This is a genomic window from Acidovorax sp. GW835-FHT14B10 (assembly GCF_058793725.1).
In genome coordinates, this window is the sequence record NZ_JBXAGC010000017.1 from 1 (window position 1) to 20,505 (window position 20,505).

The 20,505-nt window shown below is 67.7% G+C and carries 22 protein-coding genes and 1 pseudogene; 16 read left to right on the forward strand and 7 right to left on the reverse strand.

Translation table 11 applies throughout. The features are described from left to right. The coding region (locus AC1Q5S_RS14080; RefSeq protein ID WP_492239013.1) for an IS110 family RNA-guided transposase at positions 1 to 698 on the reverse strand (698 nt) is incomplete at its 3' end. Between the two features lie 140 nt (positions 699 to 838). Beyond that, positions 839 to 1,276, reverse strand: coding sequence for a thioredoxin TrxC (trxC, locus tag AC1Q5S_RS14085; RefSeq protein WP_303833053.1), 438 nt, complete (start codon positions 1,274 to 1,276; stop codon positions 839 to 841). A 177-nt stretch (positions 1,277 to 1,453) separates the two neighbouring features. On the opposite strand from trxC (AC1Q5S_RS14085), the gene otsB reads away from it, so the two are divergent. The 4 genes from otsB (at position 1,454) to AC1Q5S_RS14105 (ending at position 6,356) form a co-directional block, all read left to right on the forward strand. Further along, positions 1,454 to 2,191 carry a trehalose-phosphatase gene (gene otsB / locus AC1Q5S_RS14090; RefSeq protein WP_303833055.1) on the forward strand — a complete coding sequence of 246 codons (738 nt, stop codon included), beginning with the start codon at positions 1,454 to 1,456 and terminating at the stop codon, positions 2,189 to 2,191. After that, a complete protein-coding gene (locus tag AC1Q5S_RS14095) occupies positions 2,188 to 3,993 on the forward strand; it encodes a glycoside hydrolase family 15 protein (RefSeq protein WP_303833056.1) in 1,806 nt (601 codons plus the stop codon). Before otsB ends, AC1Q5S_RS14095 begins: the two co-directional genes overlap by 4 nt. Next, entirely contained in the window at positions 3,994 to 5,376 is a 1,383-nt protein-coding gene (otsA, locus tag AC1Q5S_RS14100) for an alpha,alpha-trehalose-phosphate synthase (UDP-forming) (RefSeq protein WP_422290220.1), read from the forward strand. 74 nt (positions 5,377 to 5,450) lie between these two features. Continuing rightward, positions 5,451 to 6,356 carry a mechanosensitive ion channel family protein gene (locus AC1Q5S_RS14105; RefSeq protein ID WP_303833058.1) on the forward strand — a complete coding sequence of 302 codons (906 nt, stop codon included), beginning with the start codon at positions 5,451 to 5,453 and terminating at the stop codon, positions 6,354 to 6,356. A gap of 83 nt (positions 6,357 to 6,439) precedes the next feature. Here the strand turns inward: AC1Q5S_RS14105 and glk are convergent, their stop codons facing one another. From glk to AC1Q5S_RS14125, 4 genes are all read right to left on the reverse strand, one after another. Then, positions 6,440 to 7,441 (reverse strand): glucokinase, encoded by a 1,002-nt coding sequence (gene glk / locus AC1Q5S_RS14110; RefSeq protein WP_303833059.1) that lies wholly within the window; start codon positions 7,439 to 7,441, stop codon positions 6,440 to 6,442. Positions 7,442 to 7,588: 147 nt separating this feature from the next. Then, on the reverse strand, positions 7,589 to 8,026 hold the full coding sequence (gene trxC / locus AC1Q5S_RS14115; protein ID WP_303833060.1) for a thioredoxin TrxC: 438 nt from the start codon (positions 8,024 to 8,026) through the stop codon (positions 7,589 to 7,591). A 102-nt stretch (positions 8,027 to 8,128) separates the two neighbouring features. After that, positions 8,129 to 8,323 carry a DUF2905 domain-containing protein gene (locus AC1Q5S_RS14120; RefSeq protein ID WP_024813073.1) on the reverse strand — a complete coding sequence of 65 codons (195 nt, stop codon included), beginning with the start codon at positions 8,321 to 8,323 and terminating at the stop codon, positions 8,129 to 8,131. Positions 8,324 to 8,336: 13 nt separating this feature from the next. Continuing rightward, on the reverse strand, positions 8,337 to 9,455 hold the full coding sequence (locus AC1Q5S_RS14125; protein WP_492239016.1) for a class I SAM-dependent methyltransferase: 1,119 nt from the start codon (positions 9,453 to 9,455) through the stop codon (positions 8,337 to 8,339). Between the two features lie 10 nt (positions 9,456 to 9,465). Between AC1Q5S_RS14125 and AC1Q5S_RS14130 the strand changes: the two genes are divergently transcribed. The 7 genes from AC1Q5S_RS14130 to AC1Q5S_RS14160 are packed head-to-tail and all read left to right on the forward strand — an operon-like array spanning position 9,466 to position 15,907. Beyond that, positions 9,466 to 10,260 (forward strand): SDR family oxidoreductase, encoded by a 795-nt coding sequence (locus tag AC1Q5S_RS14130; RefSeq protein WP_422290223.1) that lies wholly within the window; start codon positions 9,466 to 9,468, stop codon positions 10,258 to 10,260. A 22-nt stretch (positions 10,261 to 10,282) separates the two neighbouring features. After that, complete coding sequence (locus AC1Q5S_RS14135) at positions 10,283 to 10,654, forward strand: dihydroneopterin aldolase (RefSeq protein ID WP_303833067.1); 372 nt, start codon at positions 10,283 to 10,285, stop codon at positions 10,652 to 10,654. A 5-nt stretch (positions 10,655 to 10,659) separates the two neighbouring features. Further along, positions 10,660 to 11,613 (forward strand): tRNA 2-thiocytidine(32) synthetase TtcA, encoded by a 954-nt coding sequence (gene ttcA / locus AC1Q5S_RS14140; RefSeq protein ID WP_303833069.1) that lies wholly within the window; start codon positions 10,660 to 10,662, stop codon positions 11,611 to 11,613. A gap of 43 nt (positions 11,614 to 11,656) precedes the next feature. Beyond that, complete coding sequence (locus tag AC1Q5S_RS14145) at positions 11,657 to 12,235, forward strand: DUF4136 domain-containing protein (protein ID WP_303833071.1); 579 nt, start codon at positions 11,657 to 11,659, stop codon at positions 12,233 to 12,235. A 14-nt stretch (positions 12,236 to 12,249) separates the two neighbouring features. Further along, positions 12,250 to 12,888 carry a histidine phosphatase family protein gene (locus tag AC1Q5S_RS14150; RefSeq protein WP_303833073.1) on the forward strand — a complete coding sequence of 213 codons (639 nt, stop codon included), beginning with the start codon at positions 12,250 to 12,252 and terminating at the stop codon, positions 12,886 to 12,888. Further along, positions 12,872 to 14,041, forward strand: a complete 1,170-nt coding sequence (locus tag AC1Q5S_RS14155) for a DSD1 family PLP-dependent enzyme (protein WP_303833074.1) — start codon at positions 12,872 to 12,874, stop codon at positions 14,039 to 14,041. The genes AC1Q5S_RS14150 and AC1Q5S_RS14155 overlap by 17 nt, the downstream gene beginning before the upstream one ends. A 21-nt stretch (positions 14,042 to 14,062) precedes the next feature. After that, the gene (locus AC1Q5S_RS14160; protein ID WP_303833075.1) at positions 14,063 to 15,907 is read left to right on the forward strand and encodes a lysoplasmalogenase family protein; all 1,845 of its coding nucleotides are present in this window, start codon (positions 14,063 to 14,065) and stop codon (positions 15,905 to 15,907) included. Here the strand turns inward: AC1Q5S_RS14160 and cobA are convergent, their stop codons facing one another. Next, the gene (gene cobA / locus AC1Q5S_RS14165; protein ID WP_303833076.1) at positions 15,908 to 16,813 is read right to left on the reverse strand and encodes a uroporphyrinogen-III C-methyltransferase; all 906 of its coding nucleotides are present in this window, start codon (positions 16,811 to 16,813) and stop codon (positions 15,908 to 15,910) included. 120 nt (positions 16,814 to 16,933) lie between these two features. Between cobA and AC1Q5S_RS14170 the strand changes: the two genes are divergently transcribed. From AC1Q5S_RS14170 to ahbB (AC1Q5S_RS14190), 5 genes and pseudogenes are all read left to right on the forward strand, one after another. Further along, a complete protein-coding gene (locus AC1Q5S_RS14170) occupies positions 16,934 to 17,356 on the forward strand; it encodes a c-type cytochrome (protein WP_303833077.1) in 423 nt (140 codons plus the stop codon). Continuing rightward, positions 17,353 to 18,560: pseudogene (locus AC1Q5S_RS14175) on the forward strand (cytochrome D1 domain-containing protein). The gene AC1Q5S_RS14170 and the pseudogene AC1Q5S_RS14175 overlap by 4 nt, the downstream one beginning before the upstream one ends. After that, the gene (ahbB, locus tag AC1Q5S_RS14180) at positions 18,561 to 19,577 is read left to right on the forward strand and encodes a siroheme decarboxylase subunit beta (protein WP_303833080.1); all 1,017 of its coding nucleotides are present in this window, start codon (positions 18,561 to 18,563) and stop codon (positions 19,575 to 19,577) included. Beyond that, a complete protein-coding gene (locus AC1Q5S_RS14185; RefSeq protein WP_422205532.1) occupies positions 19,561 to 20,034 on the forward strand; it encodes an Lrp/AsnC family transcriptional regulator in 474 nt (157 codons plus the stop codon). Before ahbB (AC1Q5S_RS14180) ends, AC1Q5S_RS14185 begins: the two co-directional genes overlap by 17 nt. Continuing rightward, positions 20,021 to 20,503, forward strand: a complete 483-nt coding sequence (gene ahbB, locus AC1Q5S_RS14190) for a siroheme decarboxylase subunit beta (protein WP_303833084.1) — start codon at positions 20,021 to 20,023, stop codon at positions 20,501 to 20,503. The genes AC1Q5S_RS14185 and ahbB (AC1Q5S_RS14190) overlap by 14 nt, the downstream gene beginning before the upstream one ends. Positions 20,504 to 20,505: the final 2 nt, after the last annotated feature.

The following is a 20,505-nucleotide window of genomic DNA, read 5'->3' on the forward strand; positions in this document are numbered from 1 at the left end:
CCCAGCGAGGCCACCAGCGCACAGGCCGTGATGGGACCAATACCAGGGATTTGTTCAAGCTTGCGGCTCAAGTCGCTTTGGCGGTGCCAAGCCACAATTTGTGCCTCCAGTTCCTGCACCTGGCGATCGAGTTCTTTGAGGTGTTCGAGCAGACGCTGCACCAAGCGCCGAAACGCGCCGGGCAGCTCGTTGCAGGCATCCTCGATAAGCTCAGGCACCCGCTCGCTGATGTGCCCTATACCCTGGGGGACGATCAGCCCGAACTCGGCCAGCAGGCCCCGGATCTGGTTGGCCTGCGCGGTGCGGGCCTTGACAAAGCCCTGGCGCACCCGGTGCAGGGCCAGCACGCCTTGCTGCTCCACGTTCTTGATGGGTACGAAGCGCATGCTCGGACGCGTGACGGCTTCGCAGATGGCCTGGGCATCGGCCGCATCGTTCTTGTTGGTCTTGACGTAGGGCTTGACGAATTGGGGGGCCATCAGGCGCACGGTATGACCCATACCCTGCAGCTTGCGCGCCCAGTGGTGAGCACTGCCACAGGCTTCCATGCCAATCAGGCAGGCGGGCAAGTTGACGAAGAAGGCCGCCATCTGCTCGCGCTTGAGCGGTTTGTGGAACACGGCCCGGCCATGCTCATCCACGCCGTGGACCTGAAACACATTCTTTGCCAGGTCGATGCCAATGGTTGTAATCTTCATGGTGGACGCTCCTGCTGGTTCGAGTGGAAGAACTAACGTCTCCACTGTGGCACTTTCGATGCCGTTTAGGGCGGGGGCGTCCATCCCATTGGTTGACGATCTCGCAGGGGATCGTGAACAGGCCCTAGCGATTTGGCTTTTTATGCTGCCGCCGTGCGCACCCAGCGCACGATATCCGCAGCCCCCAGCGCGCCCGAAATGCGCGCCACCTCGCGCCCCTGCTGGAAAAGGATCATGGTCGGGATGCTGCGGATCGCATACCGCGCGGCGATGGCCTGGTGGTCTTCGGTGTTGAGCTTGGCCAGTCGCACGCGCGGCTCGAGTTCGCGGGCGGCCTGTGCAAAGGCGGGGGCCATCTGGCGGCACGGTCCGCACCAGGGGGCCCAGAAGTCCACCAGCACCGGGAGGTGGCTGCGCGCCACATGCTTGTCAAAGCTGGCGGCATCCAGTTCCAGCGGCGCCCCCGCAAAAAGGGGCTGATGGCACTTGCCGCAATCGGGCGCGCTGCCCAGGTCGGCGCTCTGCACGCGGTTGGTGGTATGGCAATGGGGGCAGACGATGTGCAGGGCTTCGGTCATGGCGGGGGGCATACAGGTTGCTGAACACATGGCGGCGCAGGCCCCACGTTTCAAGGGCGCACCTGGCACGCTCCGGTTGCCAAAGTTGCAACAGATCGCAGGCCTTGCGCGCATTTACCAGCCTTGTATCACCCTTGTGTCCAGGTCTGCTTTGCAGCGTCTGCTATGGTTTCGCGGATGCAGCTGCTCCCCACACTGACAACTGCCCATGCGCTTTTTCTGGATTTCGACGGTACGCTCACCGAACTGGCGCCGCGCCCCGAGGCGGTGCGCGTTGCCTCGGGACTGGTCCCTACGCTGTCATCGCTGCACACCCAGCTGGGTGGCGCGCTGGCCATCGTGTCCGGGAGGCCCGAGGTCGACATCGACGGATTTCTGGCACCGCTGCGCCTGCCGCTGGCCAGCGAGCATGGGGCCCACTACCGCCTGGGCGACACCTCCGTTCCCGCCACGTCACGCCCCGCCCTGGAGCCCGTCTTGCAGGCCGCACAGGACCTTGCAGCCCGCCACCCCGGCCTGCTGGTGGAGACCAAGCGCGCCAGCCTGGCCCTGCACTACCGCCTCGCCCCCCAGCTGGAGTCCTTGTGCCACGAAACGCTGACGCACGCCATGCGCCATGTGGAGGGCGTGGAACTGCTGCGCGGCAAATGCGTCTTTGAAGTGAAGCCCCGTGGCGTTCACAAAGGCCAGGCGATTGCCGACTTCATGACCCAGGCCCCTTTTGCGGGGCGCACACCCGTCTTCATCGGCGATGACGTCACCGACGAGGCCGGCTTTGCCGCCGTGCAGGCGCTGGGCGGCTGGGGCATCAAGGTGGGCGAAGGGCCGACCATGGCACAACACCGCTGCATGACATCTGCCGCCCTGCGCGGCTGGCTGTCTTCTGCACGCACGACCCTGGAGCGCGAACGATGAACACCGCAGCCAACGCCCCCCAAGCGGGCTCGCTCAACCTCGGGATGATCGGCAACTGCGCCATCAGCGCATTGATCGACAACCACGCCCGCATGGTGTGGTGCTGCCTGCCGCGTTTTGATGGCGACCCGGTGTTCAACGCCCTGCTGCAGCCCGGTGACGAAGGCAGCCACTTCGCCATCGAACTGGAAGACCTGGCCTCGGCCGACCAGTGGTACGAGCCCAACACCGCGATCCTGCGCACGCAGCTGTTCGACAAGGCCGGACACGGCATCGAGATCACCGACTTTGCACCGCGCTTTTACAGCCGCTCGCGCTACTTTCGCCCCATGACGCTGGTGCGCCGGGTGCGCCCCATCCAGGGCGCGCCGCGCATTCGTGTGGCACTCAAGGTGCGCTACGACTGGGGCCAGACCGCACCCGAGATCACGCGCGGCAGCAACCACATCCGCTACGTGGGCGAAAGCATGACGCTGCGCCTGTCCACCGATGCACCGGTCTCGCACGTGTTGTCGGGCCAGGCGTTTGTGCTCACGCGGGAGCACAACTTTCTGCTGGGGGCCGACGAAACACTGGTGGACGGCATTGCCGACACCGCGCGCCTGTTCGAGCAGGAGACTACCTCCTACTGGCGCAGCTGGACCCGCGCCCTGGCCATACCACTGGAGTGGCAAGAAGCCGTGATCCGTGCGGCCATCACGCTCAAGCTGTCGCTGTACGAAGACACCGGCGCCATCGTGGCCGCCATGACCACCAGCATCCCCGAGTCCGCCCACAGCGGCCGCAACTGGGACTACCGCTACTGCTGGCTGCGCGACGCATTTTTTGTGGTGCGCGCCCTCAACAGCATCTCCGAGGTGGGCACCATGGAAGACTACCTGCGCTGGCTGAGCAACGTGGTGGTGGAAGGGGGCGACGGCCACATCCAGCCGCTGTATGGCATCGGGCTGGAGAAAGACCTGCCCGAGCGTTTTATGCCCCATTTGGCAGGCTACCGGGGCATGGGCCCGGTGCGTGTGGGCAACCAGGCGGCCGAGCATTTTCAGCACGATGTGTACGGCAACATCGTGCTGGGCGCGGCCCAGGCCTTCCACGATCACCGCCTGTTGCACCGTGCGGGCCTGGCCGAGTTCACGCGGCTGGAACAAGTGGGTGAGAACGCGGTACGTGTGTATGGCCAGCCCGATGCAGGCATGTGGGAGCTGCGCACGCGCGCCCGGGTACACACCTCGTCCGCCCTGATGAGCTGGGCAGCCTGCGACCGGCTGGCCAAGATCGCCGCAACCCTGCAGTTGGCCGACCGTACCAGCCACTGGCAGCAGCATGCAGACCGCATGCGTGCCGAAATTCTCGACAAGTCGTGGTGCGAAGCACGCCAGGCCTTTGCCGAGAGTTTTGGCGGGCACGAGCTCGACGCCAGCGTGCTGCTGATGGCCGAGGTGGGCCTCATCGACCCCAAGGACCCGCGCTTTGTGAGCACGGTGGAAGCCATGGAAAAAAGCCTGTGCGACGGCCCCTACATGCGCCGCTACGAGGCGGCCGACGACTTCGGCAGGCCCGAGACGGCGTTCAACATCTGCACCTTCTGGCGCATCGATGCCCTGGCGCGCATTGGTCGCAAGGCCGAGGCGCGCGCCATCTTCGAGACCATGCTGGCCGCCCGCAACCCGCTGGGCCTGCTGTCCGAAGATACCCATCCCGAAACGCGCGAGATGTGGGGCAACTTCCCACAGACCTATTCCATGGTGGGCATCATCAACGCGGCCGTTCGCCTCTCGGCCGCCTGGGACACGGTGATCTAGATGGGCCGTCTCGTCGTTGTCTCCAATCGTGTCGCCGATCCGCGCAAGACCGCTTCGGGCGGGTTGGCCGTGGCGCTCGGCCAGGCACTGCAGGCCTCGGGCGGTCTCTGGTTTGGCTGGAGCGGCAAGATCGTGGAAGACGGAACGCCCGGCGAGGGCGACGTCCATCTGCAGACCGCCGGCCCGGTGCAACTCGCCACCGTGGACCTGAGCCGTGAGGACCACGACAGCTACTACCTGGGCTACAGCAACGGCGTGCTCTGGCCGGTGTTCCATTACCGGCTCGACCTGGCCGATTTCGACGCCGGCTTCATCGGCGGCTACCGGCGCGTCAACCAGATGTTCGCGCACAAGCTGGCGGCGATGCTGCGGCCCGACGACGTGATCTGGGTGCACGACTACCACCTGATCCCGCTGGCCGCCGAGCTGCGCAACATGGGCTGCCAGCAGCGCATGGGTTTCTTCCTGCACATCCCCCTGCCCCCGCCCCTGCTGCTGGCCGCCGTTCCGGAACACGAGTGGCTGATGCGCTCGCTGTTCGCCTACGACCTGGTGGGCTTCCAGAGCGAGGCCGACGTGTCCCATTTCTCGCGCTACGTGGGCACCGAAACCTCGGCCGACATCCTGGGTGAACACGAATTCCGGGCCTTCGGCAAGACCCTGCAGGCGCAAGCCTTCCCGATCGGCATCGACGTGGACGAATTCACGGCCCTCGGACAGAGCCATGAGGCGGTCGACATGTACGAGCAGATGCGCAACGAATATTCGCGCCGCCGCCTGTTGCTGGGGGTGGAGCGCATGGATTATTCCAAAGGCCTGCCGCAGCGCATCAAGGCCTTTCGCCAGTTGCTGCAGAACTACCCGGAAAACCTGGGTAGCGCGACGCTGATCCAGATCGCCGCGCCCAGCCGCGAGGCGGTCAACGCGTACGCCACACTGCGCCAGGAGCTGGAAAGTCTCTGCGGGTCGGTCAATGGCGACTTCGGCGAACTCGACTGGATGCCCGTGCGTTACATCCACCGCAGCGTGGCGCGCAAGCGTCTTCCCGGCCTGTACCGTGCGGCCAGCGTGGCGCTGGTGACGCCGTTGCGCGACGGCATGAACCTGGTGGCCAAGGAGTTCATCGTCGCGCAGGACCCCGAAGACCCCGGCGTGCTGGTGCTGTCGCGCTTTGCCGGGGCCGCAGAGCAGATGCGGGAAGCCCTGCTGGTGAATCCCTACGACACCACGCGCACGGCCGAAACCATGCAACGCGCGCTGCAGATGCCGCTGGAAGAACGCCAGCAGCGCCACCAGGCGCTGCTGCAAAACGTCCGCGAACAGGACGTGCACTGGTGGCGCCAGCGCTTCCTGAACGCACTCAACGCCGTTTCGGCAGCCTGAACCGACTCAGGGCGGTGCCCACCAGGCGGCGGGCACCGCCCTGCTTTTTTTCACACCCCTTCTGGAGAAAAACCATGAACGGCAACATCCTGGACCTCGCTACCGGCTGGTGGATCGGCCTGGGCAGCGCCGCCACCACGCTGATGCGGGTGACCCTCATCCTCATCGCCGCCTGGCTGCTGGTCACCATCCTGCAACGCGGCATACGCACGCTGCGCATACGCATCGCCAGCCGCATGGACGACCGCGAGTCGACCAAGCGCGCCGAAACCCTGGGGCGTGTGTTCCGCTACTTGGTCGGGGTGGTGGTGAGCGTGATCGCCGGCATGCTGGTGCTCTCCGAGCTGGGGGTGTCGGTGGCGCCCATCCTGGGGGCGGCTGGCGTGGTCGGTCTTGCGGTGGGTTTTGGTGCCCAGAGTCTGGTGAAGGATTTTTTCACCGGCTTCTTCATCCTGCTGGAAAACCAGATCCGTCAGGGTGATGTGGTCAAGCTGGGAGAACACGCCGGCATGGTGGAGGTGATCACGCTGCGCTACGTGCAGCTGCGCGACTACGACGGCAACGTGCACTACGTGCCCAACGGCCACATCAGCACCGTGATCAACATGACGCGCGGCTTCAGCAACGCGGTGATGGACATCGGCGTGGCCTACCGCGAGAACGTTGACAAGGTGATGCGGGTCATGGCCGAGGTGGCCCGGACGATGCGCGAAGAGCCGGCCTTTGGCGCCAGCATCACGAACGACCTGGAGATCGCCGGCGTCGAACGCTGGGCCGACTCGGCGGTGGTGATCCGCTGCCGCTTTCGTTGCCTGCCTCTGGAGCAGTGGAACGTGAAACGCGAATATCTGCGCCGCCTGAAGGCCGCCTTCGATGCCGCCGGCATCGAGATCCCCTACCCGCACCTCACCGTGTACGCCGGTCAGGACCACGCCGGCAAGGCACCCGCGTTCCAGGTGCGTCCACTCGAAACGGCCTGAACAGCCTCGCGCCATGCTGGGCGCGGGCACAGCTGCCACGCCTGTGATTCGGGCCCGCGCCGGCCGAGGGGGCCAAAGATCGGTCAAGCGCCGTTTTTCAGGTTCAAGCCGTCCAGCGCGCGCGCAGCGCCCATGAGCGCCGGAGACTGTCGGGAAGTGATCACCCACACGGGAATGTCGGCCAGCAGGCCGCGGAACCGGCCCTTGGCCTCGAAACGCGCGCGAAACGGCGAGCCCTCGAACCAGGCGCCCAGCCGCGGCACGATGCCGCCACCGATGTAGACCCCGCCGCGCGCACCCAGCGTGAGCGCCAGGTTGCCGGCCACCGAGCCCAGCATGGCGCAGAAGATGTGCAGCGCTTCCAGCGCCTGCGGGTGGCCGGCGTTCAGGGCCGCCTCGCTCACGTCGGCCGCGCTGGCCACGCCGCCCGGCGCCACGCCGTCTGCCTCGCAGAGCAGACCATAGGTGTCGAGCAGGCCTTGACCGCAACACACGCGCTCGGCCGAACAACGGCCGTAGCGTCGGGCCAGGCCGTCCATCACCAGGCGTTCGCGCGCGGTCACCGCCGGCAGCGTGACGTGGCCGCCCTCGCCTTCCAGCGGCACCCAGCCGCCGAATCCGTTCGGCAGCAGGCCCGACACGCCCAGCCCGGTGCCGGCGCCGACCAGGCCGATCGCCACACCCGGCAGGGCCACGCCACCGCCCACCGGTCGCAGCTCCGCCGCCGGCAGGTCGTGCAGCGCCAGCGCCAGTGCGGTGAAATCGTTGAGCAGGCGCAGCGTGTTGAAGCCGAACTCGGCCTTCACCGCCGACTGCGAAAACGACCAGTGGTGGTTGGTCATGCGGATCTGGTCGCCGGTGATCGGGTTGGCAATGGCGATCGCCACCGCGTGCGGTGTGCCGCGGCCCAGGTCGTTCAGGTAGACGTGGATCGCGTCCTGCAGGCGGGCGTGTTCGGCACTGGGCAGCACGCGCATATCGGTGATGGGCTCGCCCGGCCCGGCCTGCCAGGCGAAGCGGGCGTTGGTGCCGCCCACGTCAGCGAGCAGTCGGGCGCGGAGGAGTCCGTTGGTCGTGTTCGGCATCTGATCAGGTCCACAAAGTCGATCCGCAACAGCACCCCATGACGGCCCCGGTGCGATGTGGGGCGGATCATACCGGACATGTAATTCAGTTACGCAAATGTCAGCGTGCGTGGGACGGCTTTGCCACCGCGGCCGTCGCCCCAGCGGTCAGGCGCGCTGCGAACGCGCCCAGCGCACGATGTCGGCCGCGCCCATAGCGCCGGGCTGTCGCGCCACCTCGCGGCCGTTCACGAACAGCGCCAGCGTGGGGATGCTGCGGATGTTGAAGCGTGCGGCGAGGCTCTGCGCTTCTTCGGTGTTCACCTTGGCCAGCCGCATGCCGGGCTCCAGCTGTTGCGCAGCCTGCTCAAACGCCGGTGCCATCGCGCGGCACGGGCCGCACCAGGGTGCCCAAAAATCCACCAGCACCGGCACCTGCGAGCGCGCGATGTGTTTCTCGAACGCCGCTTCGTCCAGCGCCACCGGGTGGCCGGTGAACAGGGGCTTGTGGCATTTGCCGCAACCGGGCGCGGCCGCCAGATCGTCGCGGGCGATGCGGTTGGTGGTGTGGCAGTGGGGGCAGACGATGTGCAGGGATTCGGTCATGGCGGGGCTTTCAGGGCGGTGTCCTAGAGCCTGTTTACGATCTCCCAGAGGTCGCGCAGTGGCCTTTGCGGGAGGGGATGCAAGGCGCGGCGAGATTGCGCGTCACAGCCACTTCACCGCCAGGCTCAGCACAAAACTCAGCAGCACCGTGCTGGCCAGCGGAATGAACCATTCGCGCCCGAACAGCCGAAAGCGGAAATCCCCCGGCAGCCGTCCCAGCCCCATGCGCTGCAGCCAGGGCGACAGGCCGTTGATGAGCACCAGCGCCAGGAAGACGACGATAAGCCAGCGAATCATGGCAAGGCCTTTGTCACAGCCGGTGCGAGCGGTCGCCGTGCGCAAACCCCAAGGGCTCCCACGCCTCGCCCACGCCCAGCGCCAGCACCTTGAACAGCTCGCCCATTTCATGTTCCATGATCAATTTGGTCGCCAGCGCACGATCTGATTGCGGTAGCAGCTCCATTTTCGATAGCAATCCGCAGTTGATCAGAAAGTGTGCCTGCGTGGTGTAGCCGAGCACGTTGAGCCCGGCCTCCTGCGCCGCCAGCGCCATGGCGGTGAAGTTGACATGGGCAGTGATGTCCTTGAGGCCCACGGCCACCAGCGGGTCGCTGTCGGCCAGATGGCCCTGGTGGCACATCACGGTGCCCATGTGGCGCTGGGGGTGGTAGTACTCGCCCTCGCCAAAACCATAGTCCAGCAAGAAGATGGCGCCGCGCTCCAGCCGGTCGGCCAGGGTGCGGATGAAGGCTTCGCCCTGAGCGTGGAGCTCGGTCAGGTAATCCTGCGGGCCGTCGATGTCGATGGGCGGGCGCAGTTCGGTGGGGCGGTCGGCCCAGGCCAAACCACCGTCCTCGGCCGCCACCACGCCGCGCTCGTGCCACCGTCCGGTGTCTTGTCCGCCGTGGCGGGCCAGCAGCTGCACGGGCATGGCGTCGAGCACCTCGTTGCCCACCACCACGCCGCTGAATTGTTCGGGCAGTGCGTCCACCCAGCGCAGCTTGTGCGCGTGGGCCACCAGCCTGGCCTGCTGGCGCGCACGCAGGCTGCCCGACAGGTCGACGATGGTGTAGCGCTGCACCTGGTCGCCCAGCGTGTCGAGCAGCTGCAGCGCCAGTGCGCCCGAGCCCGCGCCGAACTCCCAGACCTCGTGGGTGCCGGTCTGCGCCAGCGCCTCGCCCACCTGCGCGGCCAGCGTCTGGCCGAACAGCGGCGTCATCTCGGGCGCGGTCACAAAGTCGCTGCCCGACTGCGGCATGGCGCCGAATTTGGTGGAATCGTTGGCGTAATAGCCCAGGCCCGGGGTGTAGAGGGCCAGCGCCATGAAGCGGTCAAACCCGATCCAGCCGCCCGCGGCGGCAATGGCCTGGACGATGTGGGTTTGCAGGGCGGTCGTTAAACTGTCGGGTCTTTGGGTCACGGCCCGCATTGTCCCCCACATGTCCACCCCTTTTCTTTCTCCCCGACCGCGCACGGTTCTGGTGACGGGCGCCGCCCGGCGCCTGGGCCGCTGCATTGCGCTGGCGCTGGCGGCAGGCGGCTGGCAGGTGGCGGTGCACTACCGCGCGTCGGCCCAGGACGCTATCGATACCGCAGCTGCTTGCGCAGAACTGGCAGGTACCAGCGCCCAGTTTGAGGCGGATTTCTCTGACGAGGCCGCGGTGCGCGCCCTGCTGCCCCGGGTGATCGACCACTTTGGCAGCGTGGATGCAGTGGTCAACAGCGCCTCGCTGTTCGAGCACGACGATGCCCAGACCTTCGGCTTTGCCGCGCTGGAGCAGCACCTGCGCAGCAACACCGGCGCGCCCATCGTGCTGGCCCAGGCCCTGCACCAGCATCTGCGAGACCGCGCCGCAGCGGGCGATGCCGATGCGCACGGCGCCGTGGTCAACCTGCTGGACCAGAAGCTCTGGAACCAGAACCCCGATTTCCTGAGCTACACGCTCTCCAAGGCCGCGCTCGAAGCCGCCGGCACCATGCTGGCGCTGGCGCTGGCGCCGCGCGTACGCGTGGTGGGCGTGGCGCCCGGCCTCACGCTCACCAGCCACATGCTCAGCGACGAGAAGTTTGCCCGGCTGCACGCGCTGAGCCCGCTGGGCCGCTCGTCCACCGCCGACGATGTGGCCGCCACCGTACGGTTTGCGCTGGAAAACCGGTCGATCACCGGTACCACGCTGCTCGTCGATGGTGGCCAGCACCTGATGAAATTCGAGCGCGACTTTTCCCTGATGTGAGCACATGCTCAGCCCCGACACCATGAACCAAGCCACTGGTCTCCAGACCCTGACCCTCACCGGGCTGCGCTTCGATGCCAACCTGGGCATCCTCGCGCACGAAAAGAACGCGCCCCAGCCCATCCAGGTCGATGCCGAGCTGAGCCTGGGTGCGCAGCCGCTGGCGCCGCACGACGACGACATCGCGCATGTGCTCGACTACCGCAAGGTGCGCCAGATCATCATCGACGAGTGCACGGCCGAGCACGTGAACCTGCTGGAGAGCCTGATCGGCAAGCTGGCCCAGCGGCTCATGCAGCTGCCCGGTGTGCGCGGTGTGCGCGTGAAAATCGCCAAGCTCGAAATTTTTGACGACTGCGAAGTGGCGATCCGCATGGAAACAGGACAGTGGTGAACGCAATGAATGCCATCGACAGCAACGCCTGGGCGGACAACGACGCAGCAGCAGTGGCGGAACCGGCCCGCGCGCCGGCCGACTTCAAGATCGAGCGCGAAACGCACAAGCTCGAAAAACGCCTGTGCCGCGAAGTCGGCAAGGCCATCGTGCACTACAACATGATCGAAGAGGGCGACAAGGTCATGGTCTGCATGTCGGGCGGCAAGGACAGCTATGCACTGCTCGACATCCTGCTCAAGCTCAAGGCCCGCGCGCCCATCCACTTCGACCTGGTGGCGGTGAACCTCGACCAGAAGCAGCCCGGCTTTCCCGAGCATGTGCTGCCCGATTATCTGAAGAGCACCGGCGTGCCCTTCCACATCGAGAACGAGGACACCTACAGCATCGTCAAGCGCCTGATCCCCGAGGGCAAGACCACCTGCAGCCTGTGCAGCCGCCTGCGCCGGGGCATTCTGTACCGCGTGGCCGACGAGCTGGGCTGCACCAAGATCGCCCTGGGCCACCACCGCGACGACATTTTGCAGACGCTGCTGCTCAACATGTTCTTCGGCGGCAAGTTGAAGAGCATGCCGCCGAAGCTGGTCAGCGACGACGGCCGCCATGTGGTGATCCGCCCGCTGGCCTTCGTGGCCGAGAAGGACACGGCACGCTGGGCGCAGCACCGCAACTTCCCCATCATTCCGTGCAACCTGTGCGGCAGCCAGGAAAACCTGCAGCGCAAGCAGGTGGGCGAGATGCTGCGCGACTGGGAGAAAAAATTCCCCGGCCGCGTGGAAAACATGTTCAACGCCCTGCAGAACGTGGTGCCCAGCCACCTGCTGGACGGCGCGCTGTACGATTTCAAGGGAGCACGCGCCACGGGCGTGGCCGACGAGAATGGCGACAAGGCGTTTGACACCGAGGAATTCCCCGCGCCATCGGCCCTGCCCGGTGTACAGGTGGTGCGCATCCCGTAAAGGCCGGGGCATCGCTGCCGGCGCTTTTTTTCAAGGAGCTGCCATGAAATGGATCACTTTGCCCCTGCTGTGCGCGGCGCTGTGGCTGACCGGCTGCGCCAGCACCCGCCTGGTGGACAGCGATGTGCAGTCGTTCTCGCAGCTCGCCCGCGCGCCCGTGCGGCCCACCTACCAGTTCGAGCGCCTGCCGTCGCAGCAGGTCCAGGGCGCCCAGCAGGACGCCGTGGAAGAACAGGCCCGGCTGGCGCTGGCCAAGGTGGGCCTGCGCCAGGACAGCGCCGCTCCGTTCCTGCGCGTGCAGGTGCATGCCCGCACCAGCTTCCAGGCCTATCCGGACTACTGGGATGGCCCGGGATGGGGCTGGGGCGGCTGGGGCGGTGGCCGCGGTTTTTATGGTGGCCTGTCGATGCGCTTTCCACCTCCCACGCTGTACCGGCGCGAAGTCGGCCTGGTCCTGCGCGAAGCGGCCAGCGGCACCGTGGTGTATGAAACCCGTGCCGTGCACGAGGGCGTATGGAGCGACAACCCGGCCGTGTTTGCCGCCATGTTCGACGCGGCCCTGAACGGCTTTCCCACCCCGCCCGCCGGGCCGCGCCGCATCGTCCTGGAAATACCGCGCTGAGGCGCTCTGCACCCATGAACGCCACCCGCATCATTGCTGTTCGCCACGGCGAAACCGCCTGGAACGTGGACACCCGCATCCAGGGGCATCTGGACATCCCCCTCAACGACACCGGCCTGTGGCAGGCGCGGCAGCTGGCGCGTGCCCTGGCCGACGAGCCCCTGGCCGCCATCTACACCAGCGATCTGCAGCGTGCGCAGGCCACGGCCCAGGCCGTGGCAGATGCCACGGGCGCGCCACTCACGCCCGAGCCCGCCCTGCGCGAACGCAGCTTTGGCGCGCTGCAGGGGCGCACCTTTGCCGAGATCGAGACCGCGCTGCCCGAGCAGGCCTTGCGCTGGCGCAAGCGCGACCCGCACTTTGCACCCGAAGGCGGCGAATCGCTGACCGCGCTGCGCGAGCGCATCAACGACACCGTTCACCGCCTGGCCGCGCGCCACCCCGGCGAGCAGGTCGTGCTGGTGGCCCACGGCGGCGTGCTCGACGTGCTGTACCGCCTGTCCACCGGCCAGGAAATCCAGGCGCCCCGCACTTGGCAGCTGGCCAACGCCGCCATCAACCGCCTGCTGTGGACACCCCAGGGCCTGAGCCTGGTCGGCTGGGCCGATACCCAGCACCTCGACAACGCCGCCCGCGATGAAACCACTGCCTGAGACGCTGGAGGCCCGCATCGGCCTGCGCGTGGACCAGCTCGACACGCCTGCGCTGGTGGTGGACCTGGACGCCATGGAGCGCAACATTGCGCGCATGGCCGACTTTGCCCGTAAGCACGGCATGCTGTGGCGCCCGCACGCCAAGATGCACAAGAGCGCCGAGATCGCCCTGCTGCTGCAGCGCGCCGGTGCCGTAGGCGCCTGCGTGCAAAAGACCGCCGAGGCCGAGGCGCTGGCCGCGGGCGGCGTGCGCGACATCACCATCACCAACCAGGTGATCGCCCACCCCAAGCTGCTGCGCGTGGCCCGGCTGGCTGCCCGCCTGCAGGCCCAGGGCGGGCGTCTGGCGCTGGCGGTGGACAGTGCCGAGGGCATCCAGCGGCTGGCCGACGCCATGGCCCAGGCAGCACCACAGGCGCGCATCGACGTGCTGGTCGAGATCGACGTCGGCCAGGGCCGCTGCGGCGTACCACCGGGAGAGCCGGCGCTGGCGCTGGCCCAGGCCGTGGCACGGCTCGCGCAGCTGCGCCTTGCCGGCCTGCATGCCTACCATGGCCGCGCCCAGCACCTGCACAGCGCGGCCGAGCGGTGCGACGCCATCGCGGCGGCCGTGCAGGCCGCGCGCCACACGCGCGACCTCCTCACCGCCGCCGGGCTGCCGGTACCGCTGGTCACCGGCTCGGGTACCGGCACGCTGGTGCACGAAGCGGCCAGTGGGGTGTATGGCGAATTGCAGGCGGGCTCGTTCTTGTTCATGGACGCCGACTACGCACGCAACGAGCGCGAGCCGGCCCAGCCCGCGTTCGAGCAGGCGCTTTTCGTGAAAACACAGGTCATCTCGGCGTGCGACAGCCATGCCGTGTGCGATGCGGGGCACAAAAGCCACGCCATCGACTCGGGTCTGCCCACCGTGGCCCTGCTGCCGCCCGAGCGCGCCCTGCGCTATGCCAACGGCGGCGACGAGCACGGCCTGCTGTATGCCGACGGTCCCCAGGCCCGGCTGCCCGCGCTGGGTCAGATGCTGTGGCTGGTGCCGGGGCACTGCGACCCCACGGTGAACCTGCATGACTTTTTGATCGGTCTCCGCGGCGGGCTGGCCACGGGCGTGGTGGAACGCACCATCAGGGTTGATGCCAGAGGTGCCTTGACCTGATTGGGGCAAGAATGCGGCGGCATGAGCCCCAGCCAGATCATCGTTCTCGCCACGCCCGTATTCCTTTTACTGATCGCCATCGAGCTGGCCATCGGCATCCGGCGCCAGCGCAACACCTACCACCTGGCCGACGCGGTGAGCAGCATCAGTCTGGGCATGCTGAGCCAGACCAGCGCGGTGTTCACCCGGCTGCTGCGCATCGGCATCTACACCGCGCTGTTCGAGCAGGTGGCGCTGTGGCGCAACGATGCGTTCTGGACCAGCCTGCCCGGCTGGCTGCTGGCGCTGGTTTTCTATGATTTCTGCTATTACTGGTTGCACCGCATGGGCCACGAAGCGGCCGTGCTGTGGGCTGCGCACGCCGTGCACCACCAGAGCCAGGACTACAACCTCAGCACCGCGCTGCGCCAGACCAGCTCGGGCGCGCTGCTGGGCTGGGTCTTTTACGTGCCCATGGCGCTGGCCGGCGTGCCGCCGCTGGTGTTTGGCGTGGTGGCGCTCATCGACCTGCTCTACCAGTTCTGGGTGCACACCGAACACATTCCCAGATTCCAGGGGCGCCTCTCGTGGTTCGACCGCTGGTTCTGCAGCCCCAGCAACCACCGCGTGCACCACGCCGTCAACGACGCCTACCTGGACAAGAACTACGGCGGCATCCTCATCCTGTGGGACCGCCTGTTTGGCACCTTCAAGGACGAGGACGCGCAGGAAAAATGTGTGTATGGCACGCGCGGCCAGCTCAACAGCTGGGACCCGCTGTGGGCCAATGCCCAGGTGTATGCCGGGCTGGCGCACGACAGCTGGCACGCGCGCCGCTGGGGCGACAAGCTCAGGGTGTGGATCAAGCCCCCAGGCTGGCGGCCCGCCGATGTGGCCGAGCGCTTTCCCAAGCCGGCCTTCGACATCGCGCAGATGCCGCGCTTCAACCCGGCCATGGCGCCGGTCACGCGCTGGTTTGCCTGCGTGCAGTTTGCGCTGTTGCTCCCGGGTGTTTCGGTATTTCTGTGGCACGCCGACAGCGCCCCGCTGGCGCACAACCTGGCCTGGTTCGCGGCACTGCTGGCCGTGCAGTGGGCCCTGGGCGCCGTGGTGCAGGGGCGCATCGGCATGCTGCTGGCGCTGATGATCGAGGCGGGCGCCCTGGCCACCGCCACCAGTGCCGTGGGCTGGACCGAGTGGCACTGGCTGTTCAAGCCCCTGGCGATGGCTATTGCTATTGTATTAATAGCATTTAGTGCTTTATCCATAAGCGACAAAAGCCAATTCGATGCAAAACCCTGGACCACGATGGTGCTGGCGCTGGTGCTGTCGCTGGCCGGTGATGTGTTCCTGATGCGGAACGGGCTTTTCATTCCCGGCCTGGTGAGCTTTCTGGGCGCGCACCTGGCTTATATCGCCCTGTTCCGCCGGGGGGTGCCGTGGTTTGCCCACCGCGGCGCACTGGCAGGCACGCTGGCCGTGGGCGCTGCCATGTACGCCTTTTTGTGGACGGGTGGTCTGCCCGCCGCATTGCGCGGCCCGGTGGCGGCCTATGTGCTGGTCATCGCCCTGATGGCCGCGCAGGCCCTGGGGCGCGCCCAGGTGCTGGGCAGCAGCGCGGCGCGCAGGGTGGCGGCGGGCGCCTGCTTTTTCATGCTGAGCGATTCACTGCTGGCCACCCACCGCTTTGTGCAGGCCTTGCCCATGGCGCAGTTCTGGGTGCTGTCCACCTACTACGCCGCGCAGGTGCTGATCGTCTGGGGCTGGCTGCGGGACCCCTCGCCCCTGCAGGCCGACGCCACCCCAGGGGCTGGCGCACCCGAGTGCGCAGCGGCAATCCCTGCGGCGCCCGACCATCCCCGCGCCGTGGCGACCCGCGCAGGCTGATCAGGCGGTGCAGGCCCGCGCCGGGGCGGGCGCAGCGTCGGGGGACCCCGGCAAGCCGGTGAACACCCCGATGGGCGATCCGATTTGCGCCTGCAGCGCCACCGTTTCGCCAATCATGATCAGCGCAGGCGGGTGCACGCCGTGGGCCACGCTCAGCGCGGGCAAGGTTTGCAGCGTGCCCACGATGCTGCGCTGCCCGGGCAATGTCGCACGCTCGACCATCGCCGCCGGTGTGCTGGCGGGCAAGCCATGGGCGATGAGCTGGGCGCAGATGGTGGGCAAGGTGCCCACGCCCATGTAGATCACCACGGTCTGGCGGGGCCGCGCCAGTGCAGCCCAGTCCAGCGCAACGGTGCGCTCGCCCTCTTCGCCCTGCAGGTGGCCCGTGGCAAACACCAGCATGGCGGCATGGTCGCGGTGCGTGAGGGGGATGCCGGTGGCCGCTGCAGCACCCTGGGCCGCGCTGATGCCGGGCACGGTCTCGCAGGCAATGCCCATAGCGGCCAGCGCCTGGGCTTCCTCGCCGCCGCGCCCGAAGATGTAGGGGTCACCCCCCTTGAGCCGCACGAGCGACCGGCCGCTTTGCGCCAGCCGCACCATCAGATCGATGATGCCCTCCTGCGGCAGGGTGTGGTTGCGGCTTTGCTTGCCCACGTAGATCCGCTCGGCGCCGGGGGCCACATGCTGCAGCACGTCATCGGACACAAGGTGGTCATACAGCACCAGGTCGGCGCTGGCCAGCACGCGGGCCGCCTTGAGCGTGAGCAGTTCGGCATCGCCGGGCCCGGCGCCCACCAGGGTCACCCGCCCCCACTCGGAAGACGCCAGCCGGTTGGAAGGACCACCCAAAAGGGCGGTGGGAGTGCTGTCGTGGGGGGGCAGCGAAGGGGAGCAGGCGGTATCCATCGGGGTTTCCATGTGGAACGGTGCACGGTTGAAGGCAATGGCCCGATTGTCAAAACGCCAGGGCCCGTCGTCCTTGATGCACATCAAGGACGATAGCGGCAAATCCAGCGATATTGGGCCATGCACGACAAGAACGCGCCGCAGTCGCCCCGCCTTACCCAGATGGGCAACTCACCCAAGGCCGGCAGCTGCCTGCGGGGCCTGCCCCGGCTCGGCATCTGGCTGGCCTTGCTGGCCGGCACCGCCGGACTCCATGCCCAACCCACCCCACCCACCACGCCACGCCAGCAAGCGCTGGTGCGCATGGTGCGCCAGGACTGCGGCTCGTGCCACGGCCTGCGCCTGACCGGTGGCCTGGGCCCCGCGCTCACCCGCGAAGCCCTGGCCGACAAGCCGTTCGACTCCATCGTCGCGACCATCTACCACGGCCGCCCCGGCACGCCGATGGCGCCCTGGAAAGCCATGCTCAGCGAAGCCGATGCCCTGTGGATTGCCCAGCAACTGTTCGCCGGGTTCCCCGAATCTGTGAAAGACCGTCCATGAAACGCCGCCACTGCCTGAGCCTTCTGGGCACCACCCCGCTGTTGCTGAGCGGCTGCGCCAGCGTTGCCAGTGCTTCCGGCGTCCCCGCCGACCTGCCATTGCGCGGCACGGGCGATCTGGGTGGGTGGTGGCCCCCCCCCCCGGCACCCTGGCCATCGTCAACACCAGCCAGCGCACGCTGCTGGCCCAGGTGACCGGCCTGGGCGACCTCTCGCACGCCTCGGTGGTGTTCTCGCGCGACGGCCGCTACGCCTATGTTTTCGGGCGCGACGGCGCGCTCACCAAGGTCGACTTGCTGACGCAGCGCATAACGGCGCGGGTGATGCAGGCCGGGAACTCGATTGGCGGCGCCATCAGCGCCGACGGCAGCCTGGTGGTGGCGCAGAACTACACGCCCGGTGGCATCAAGGCCTTCAACGCCACCACGCTGGAGCTGGTGGCCGACATTCCGGCCGCATACGCGAACGGCCAGCTCTCGCGCGTGGTCGGCCTGGTCGATCTGCCGGGCCGGCGCTTTGCCTACAGCCTGTTCGACGCCAACGCCATCTGGATCACCGACCTGTCCGACCCGGCGCGCCCCGTCACGACCCAGCTGCCGAACATCGGCCGCCAGCCCTACGACGCGCTGGTCACGCCCAACGGGCGCCACTACATCGCCGGCCTGTTCGGCGAGGACGGCCTGGCCATGGTCGATCTGTGGGAAGAGAAACCCCGCGCGCGCCGCATCCTGGCCGGTTACGGCCGGGGCCAGGAGCCGCTGCCGGTCTACAAGATGCCGCACCTGCGCGGCTGGGCCGTGGCCGGGCGCCGCGCCTACCTGCCGGCCATCGGCCGCCACGAGGTGCTGGTGGTGGACACCGACACCTGGCAGGAAGTGGGCCGCATCCCGGTGGCGGGCCAGCCCGTGTTCGTGATGGCGCGGCCCGACGGCCGCCAGGTGTGGGTCAACTTCTCGGTGCCCGACTACCACCGCGTGCAGGTCATCGACACCACCACGCAGTCCATCGTGCGCACCCTGGAGCCCGGCAAGGCCGTGCTGCACATGGAATTCACGCCGCGCGGCGAATCGGTCTGGATCAGCTCGCGCGACGACCACCGCGTGAGCGTGATCGACACCCAGAGCTTTGCCACCCAGGCCACCCTGTCGATCGATTCCCCGAGCGGCATCTTCTTCACCTCGCGCGCTGCGCGGCTGGGGTTCTGAATGGGACCTCGCTCCGACCTGCGCCTGGCCCTGCTCAACCCCTGGCAACGCGATTTTCCGCTGGTGCGCGAGCCCTTCGCGCACATTGCCACCAGCCTGGGCATGGTCCCCGATGAAGTCCTGGCGGGCTACGCCCGGCTGCAGGACGAGGGGGCCCTGAGCCGCATTGGCGGCGTGTTCGCGGGCAACGCCGGTGGTGCCGCGCTGCTGGCCGCCATGGCCGTGCCGCCCGAGCGGCTCGATGCCGTGGCCGCCGTGGTTTCCAGCCACCCGGGCGTGAACCACAACTACCAGCGCGAGCACCACTACAACCTCTGGTTCGTGATGACCGGGCAGGACGACGCCGCCGTGCGCGCGGCCATGCAATCGCTTGAAGAAACCACGGGATTGATCGCGCTGCAGTTGCGCATGCTGCGCGCCTACCGCATCGACCTGGGTTTTGATCTGCGCGAACGCACCGCCCCGGCCCCCATGGCGGCCGCGCGCGCGGCCCAGCCCGTGGCCGAGGCCGACCGCCCGCTGGCGGCCCTGCTCGAAGACGGCCTGCCGCTCACGCCACGCCCCTACGACACCTGGGCGCAAGCGCTGGGCCGCACGCCCGAATCCGTGCTGCAGACGCTGCAGCAGTGGCTGGACGAAGGCACGCTGCGGCGCATTGGCGCCATCGTGCGCCACCACGAACTGGGTTTCGACGCCAACGCCATGACCGTGTTCAATATCCCCGACGCGCAGGTCGATGCCTTTGGCGAGGCACTGGCGCGCGAGCCCGGCGTGACACTGGCCTACCGGCGCGAGCGCGCCGAAGGCTGGCCCTACAACCTGTACTGCATGGTGCATGGCCGCGACCGTGCCGCCGTGCACGAAGTGATCGCGCGCGCCATCGCCGACGTAGGCCTGGCGCCGTACCCGCACGAGGTGCTGTTCTCGTGCCGGCGCTTCAAGCAGACCGGCCCGCGGCGCTTTCGTGCCCTGCCCGCAGCCACCGCCCCGGAGGTGCTCGATGCTCTCGCCGGATGACGCCCGCCTGCTGGAACGCCTGCATGGCGAGCTGCCGCTGACCGAGCGGCCCTTTGCCGACGTGGGCGCCGAGTTCGGCTGGACCGAGGAGTACGTGATCGGTCGGCTTGCGGCACTGCTGGAGAGCGGCATGCTCACGCGCTTCGGTCCGCTGTTCCAGATCGAGCGCGCCGGTGGCCTGTTCGTGCTCGCCGCCATGGCCGTGCCCGAAGAGCGCTTTGATGCCGTCACGGCGCAGGTCAACGCCCACCCCGAGATCGCGCACAACTACCGGCGCGACCATGCACTGAACATGTGGTTCGTGCTCGGCACCGAAACACCGGCGCAGTGCGCGGCCGCCATTGAGCGCATCGAGGCCGAGACCGGCTTGCCCGTGCTGGCCTTCCCCAAGGAGCGCGAGTTCTTCGTCGAACTCAAGCTCCCCCTCACCAGCGGAGAAGCCCATGGCGCTGGATGATTTCGACCGCGCCCTGATCGCCGCCACCCAGGGCGGCCTGCCGCTGGTGCCACGTCCCTACGACGCCGTGGGCGAACGCCTGGGCGTGTCGGGCCAGCAGGTGCGCGAGCGCCTGGCGCAAATGCTGGAGAGCGGGCTCGTGCGCCGCATTGGCGCCGTGCCCAACCACTACCGCCTGGGCTTCACCGCCAACGGCATGAGCGTGTGGAACGTGGACGATGCACTGGTGGACGCTTTAGGCGAGCGCATCGGCCAGCTGCCCGGCGTGAGCCACTGCTACCGCCGCCCGCGCCGACTGCCGGCCTGGCCCTACAACCTGTTCGCCATGCTGCATGGCCGCACGCGTGCCGAAGTCAAGCAGCAGGCCCTGCAAGTACGCGAGCTGCTGGGCACGGCCTGCACGGGCCACGACATTCTTTACTCCACCGCCATCCTGAAAAAGACCGGATTGCGCCTCAAGGAAAACTAACC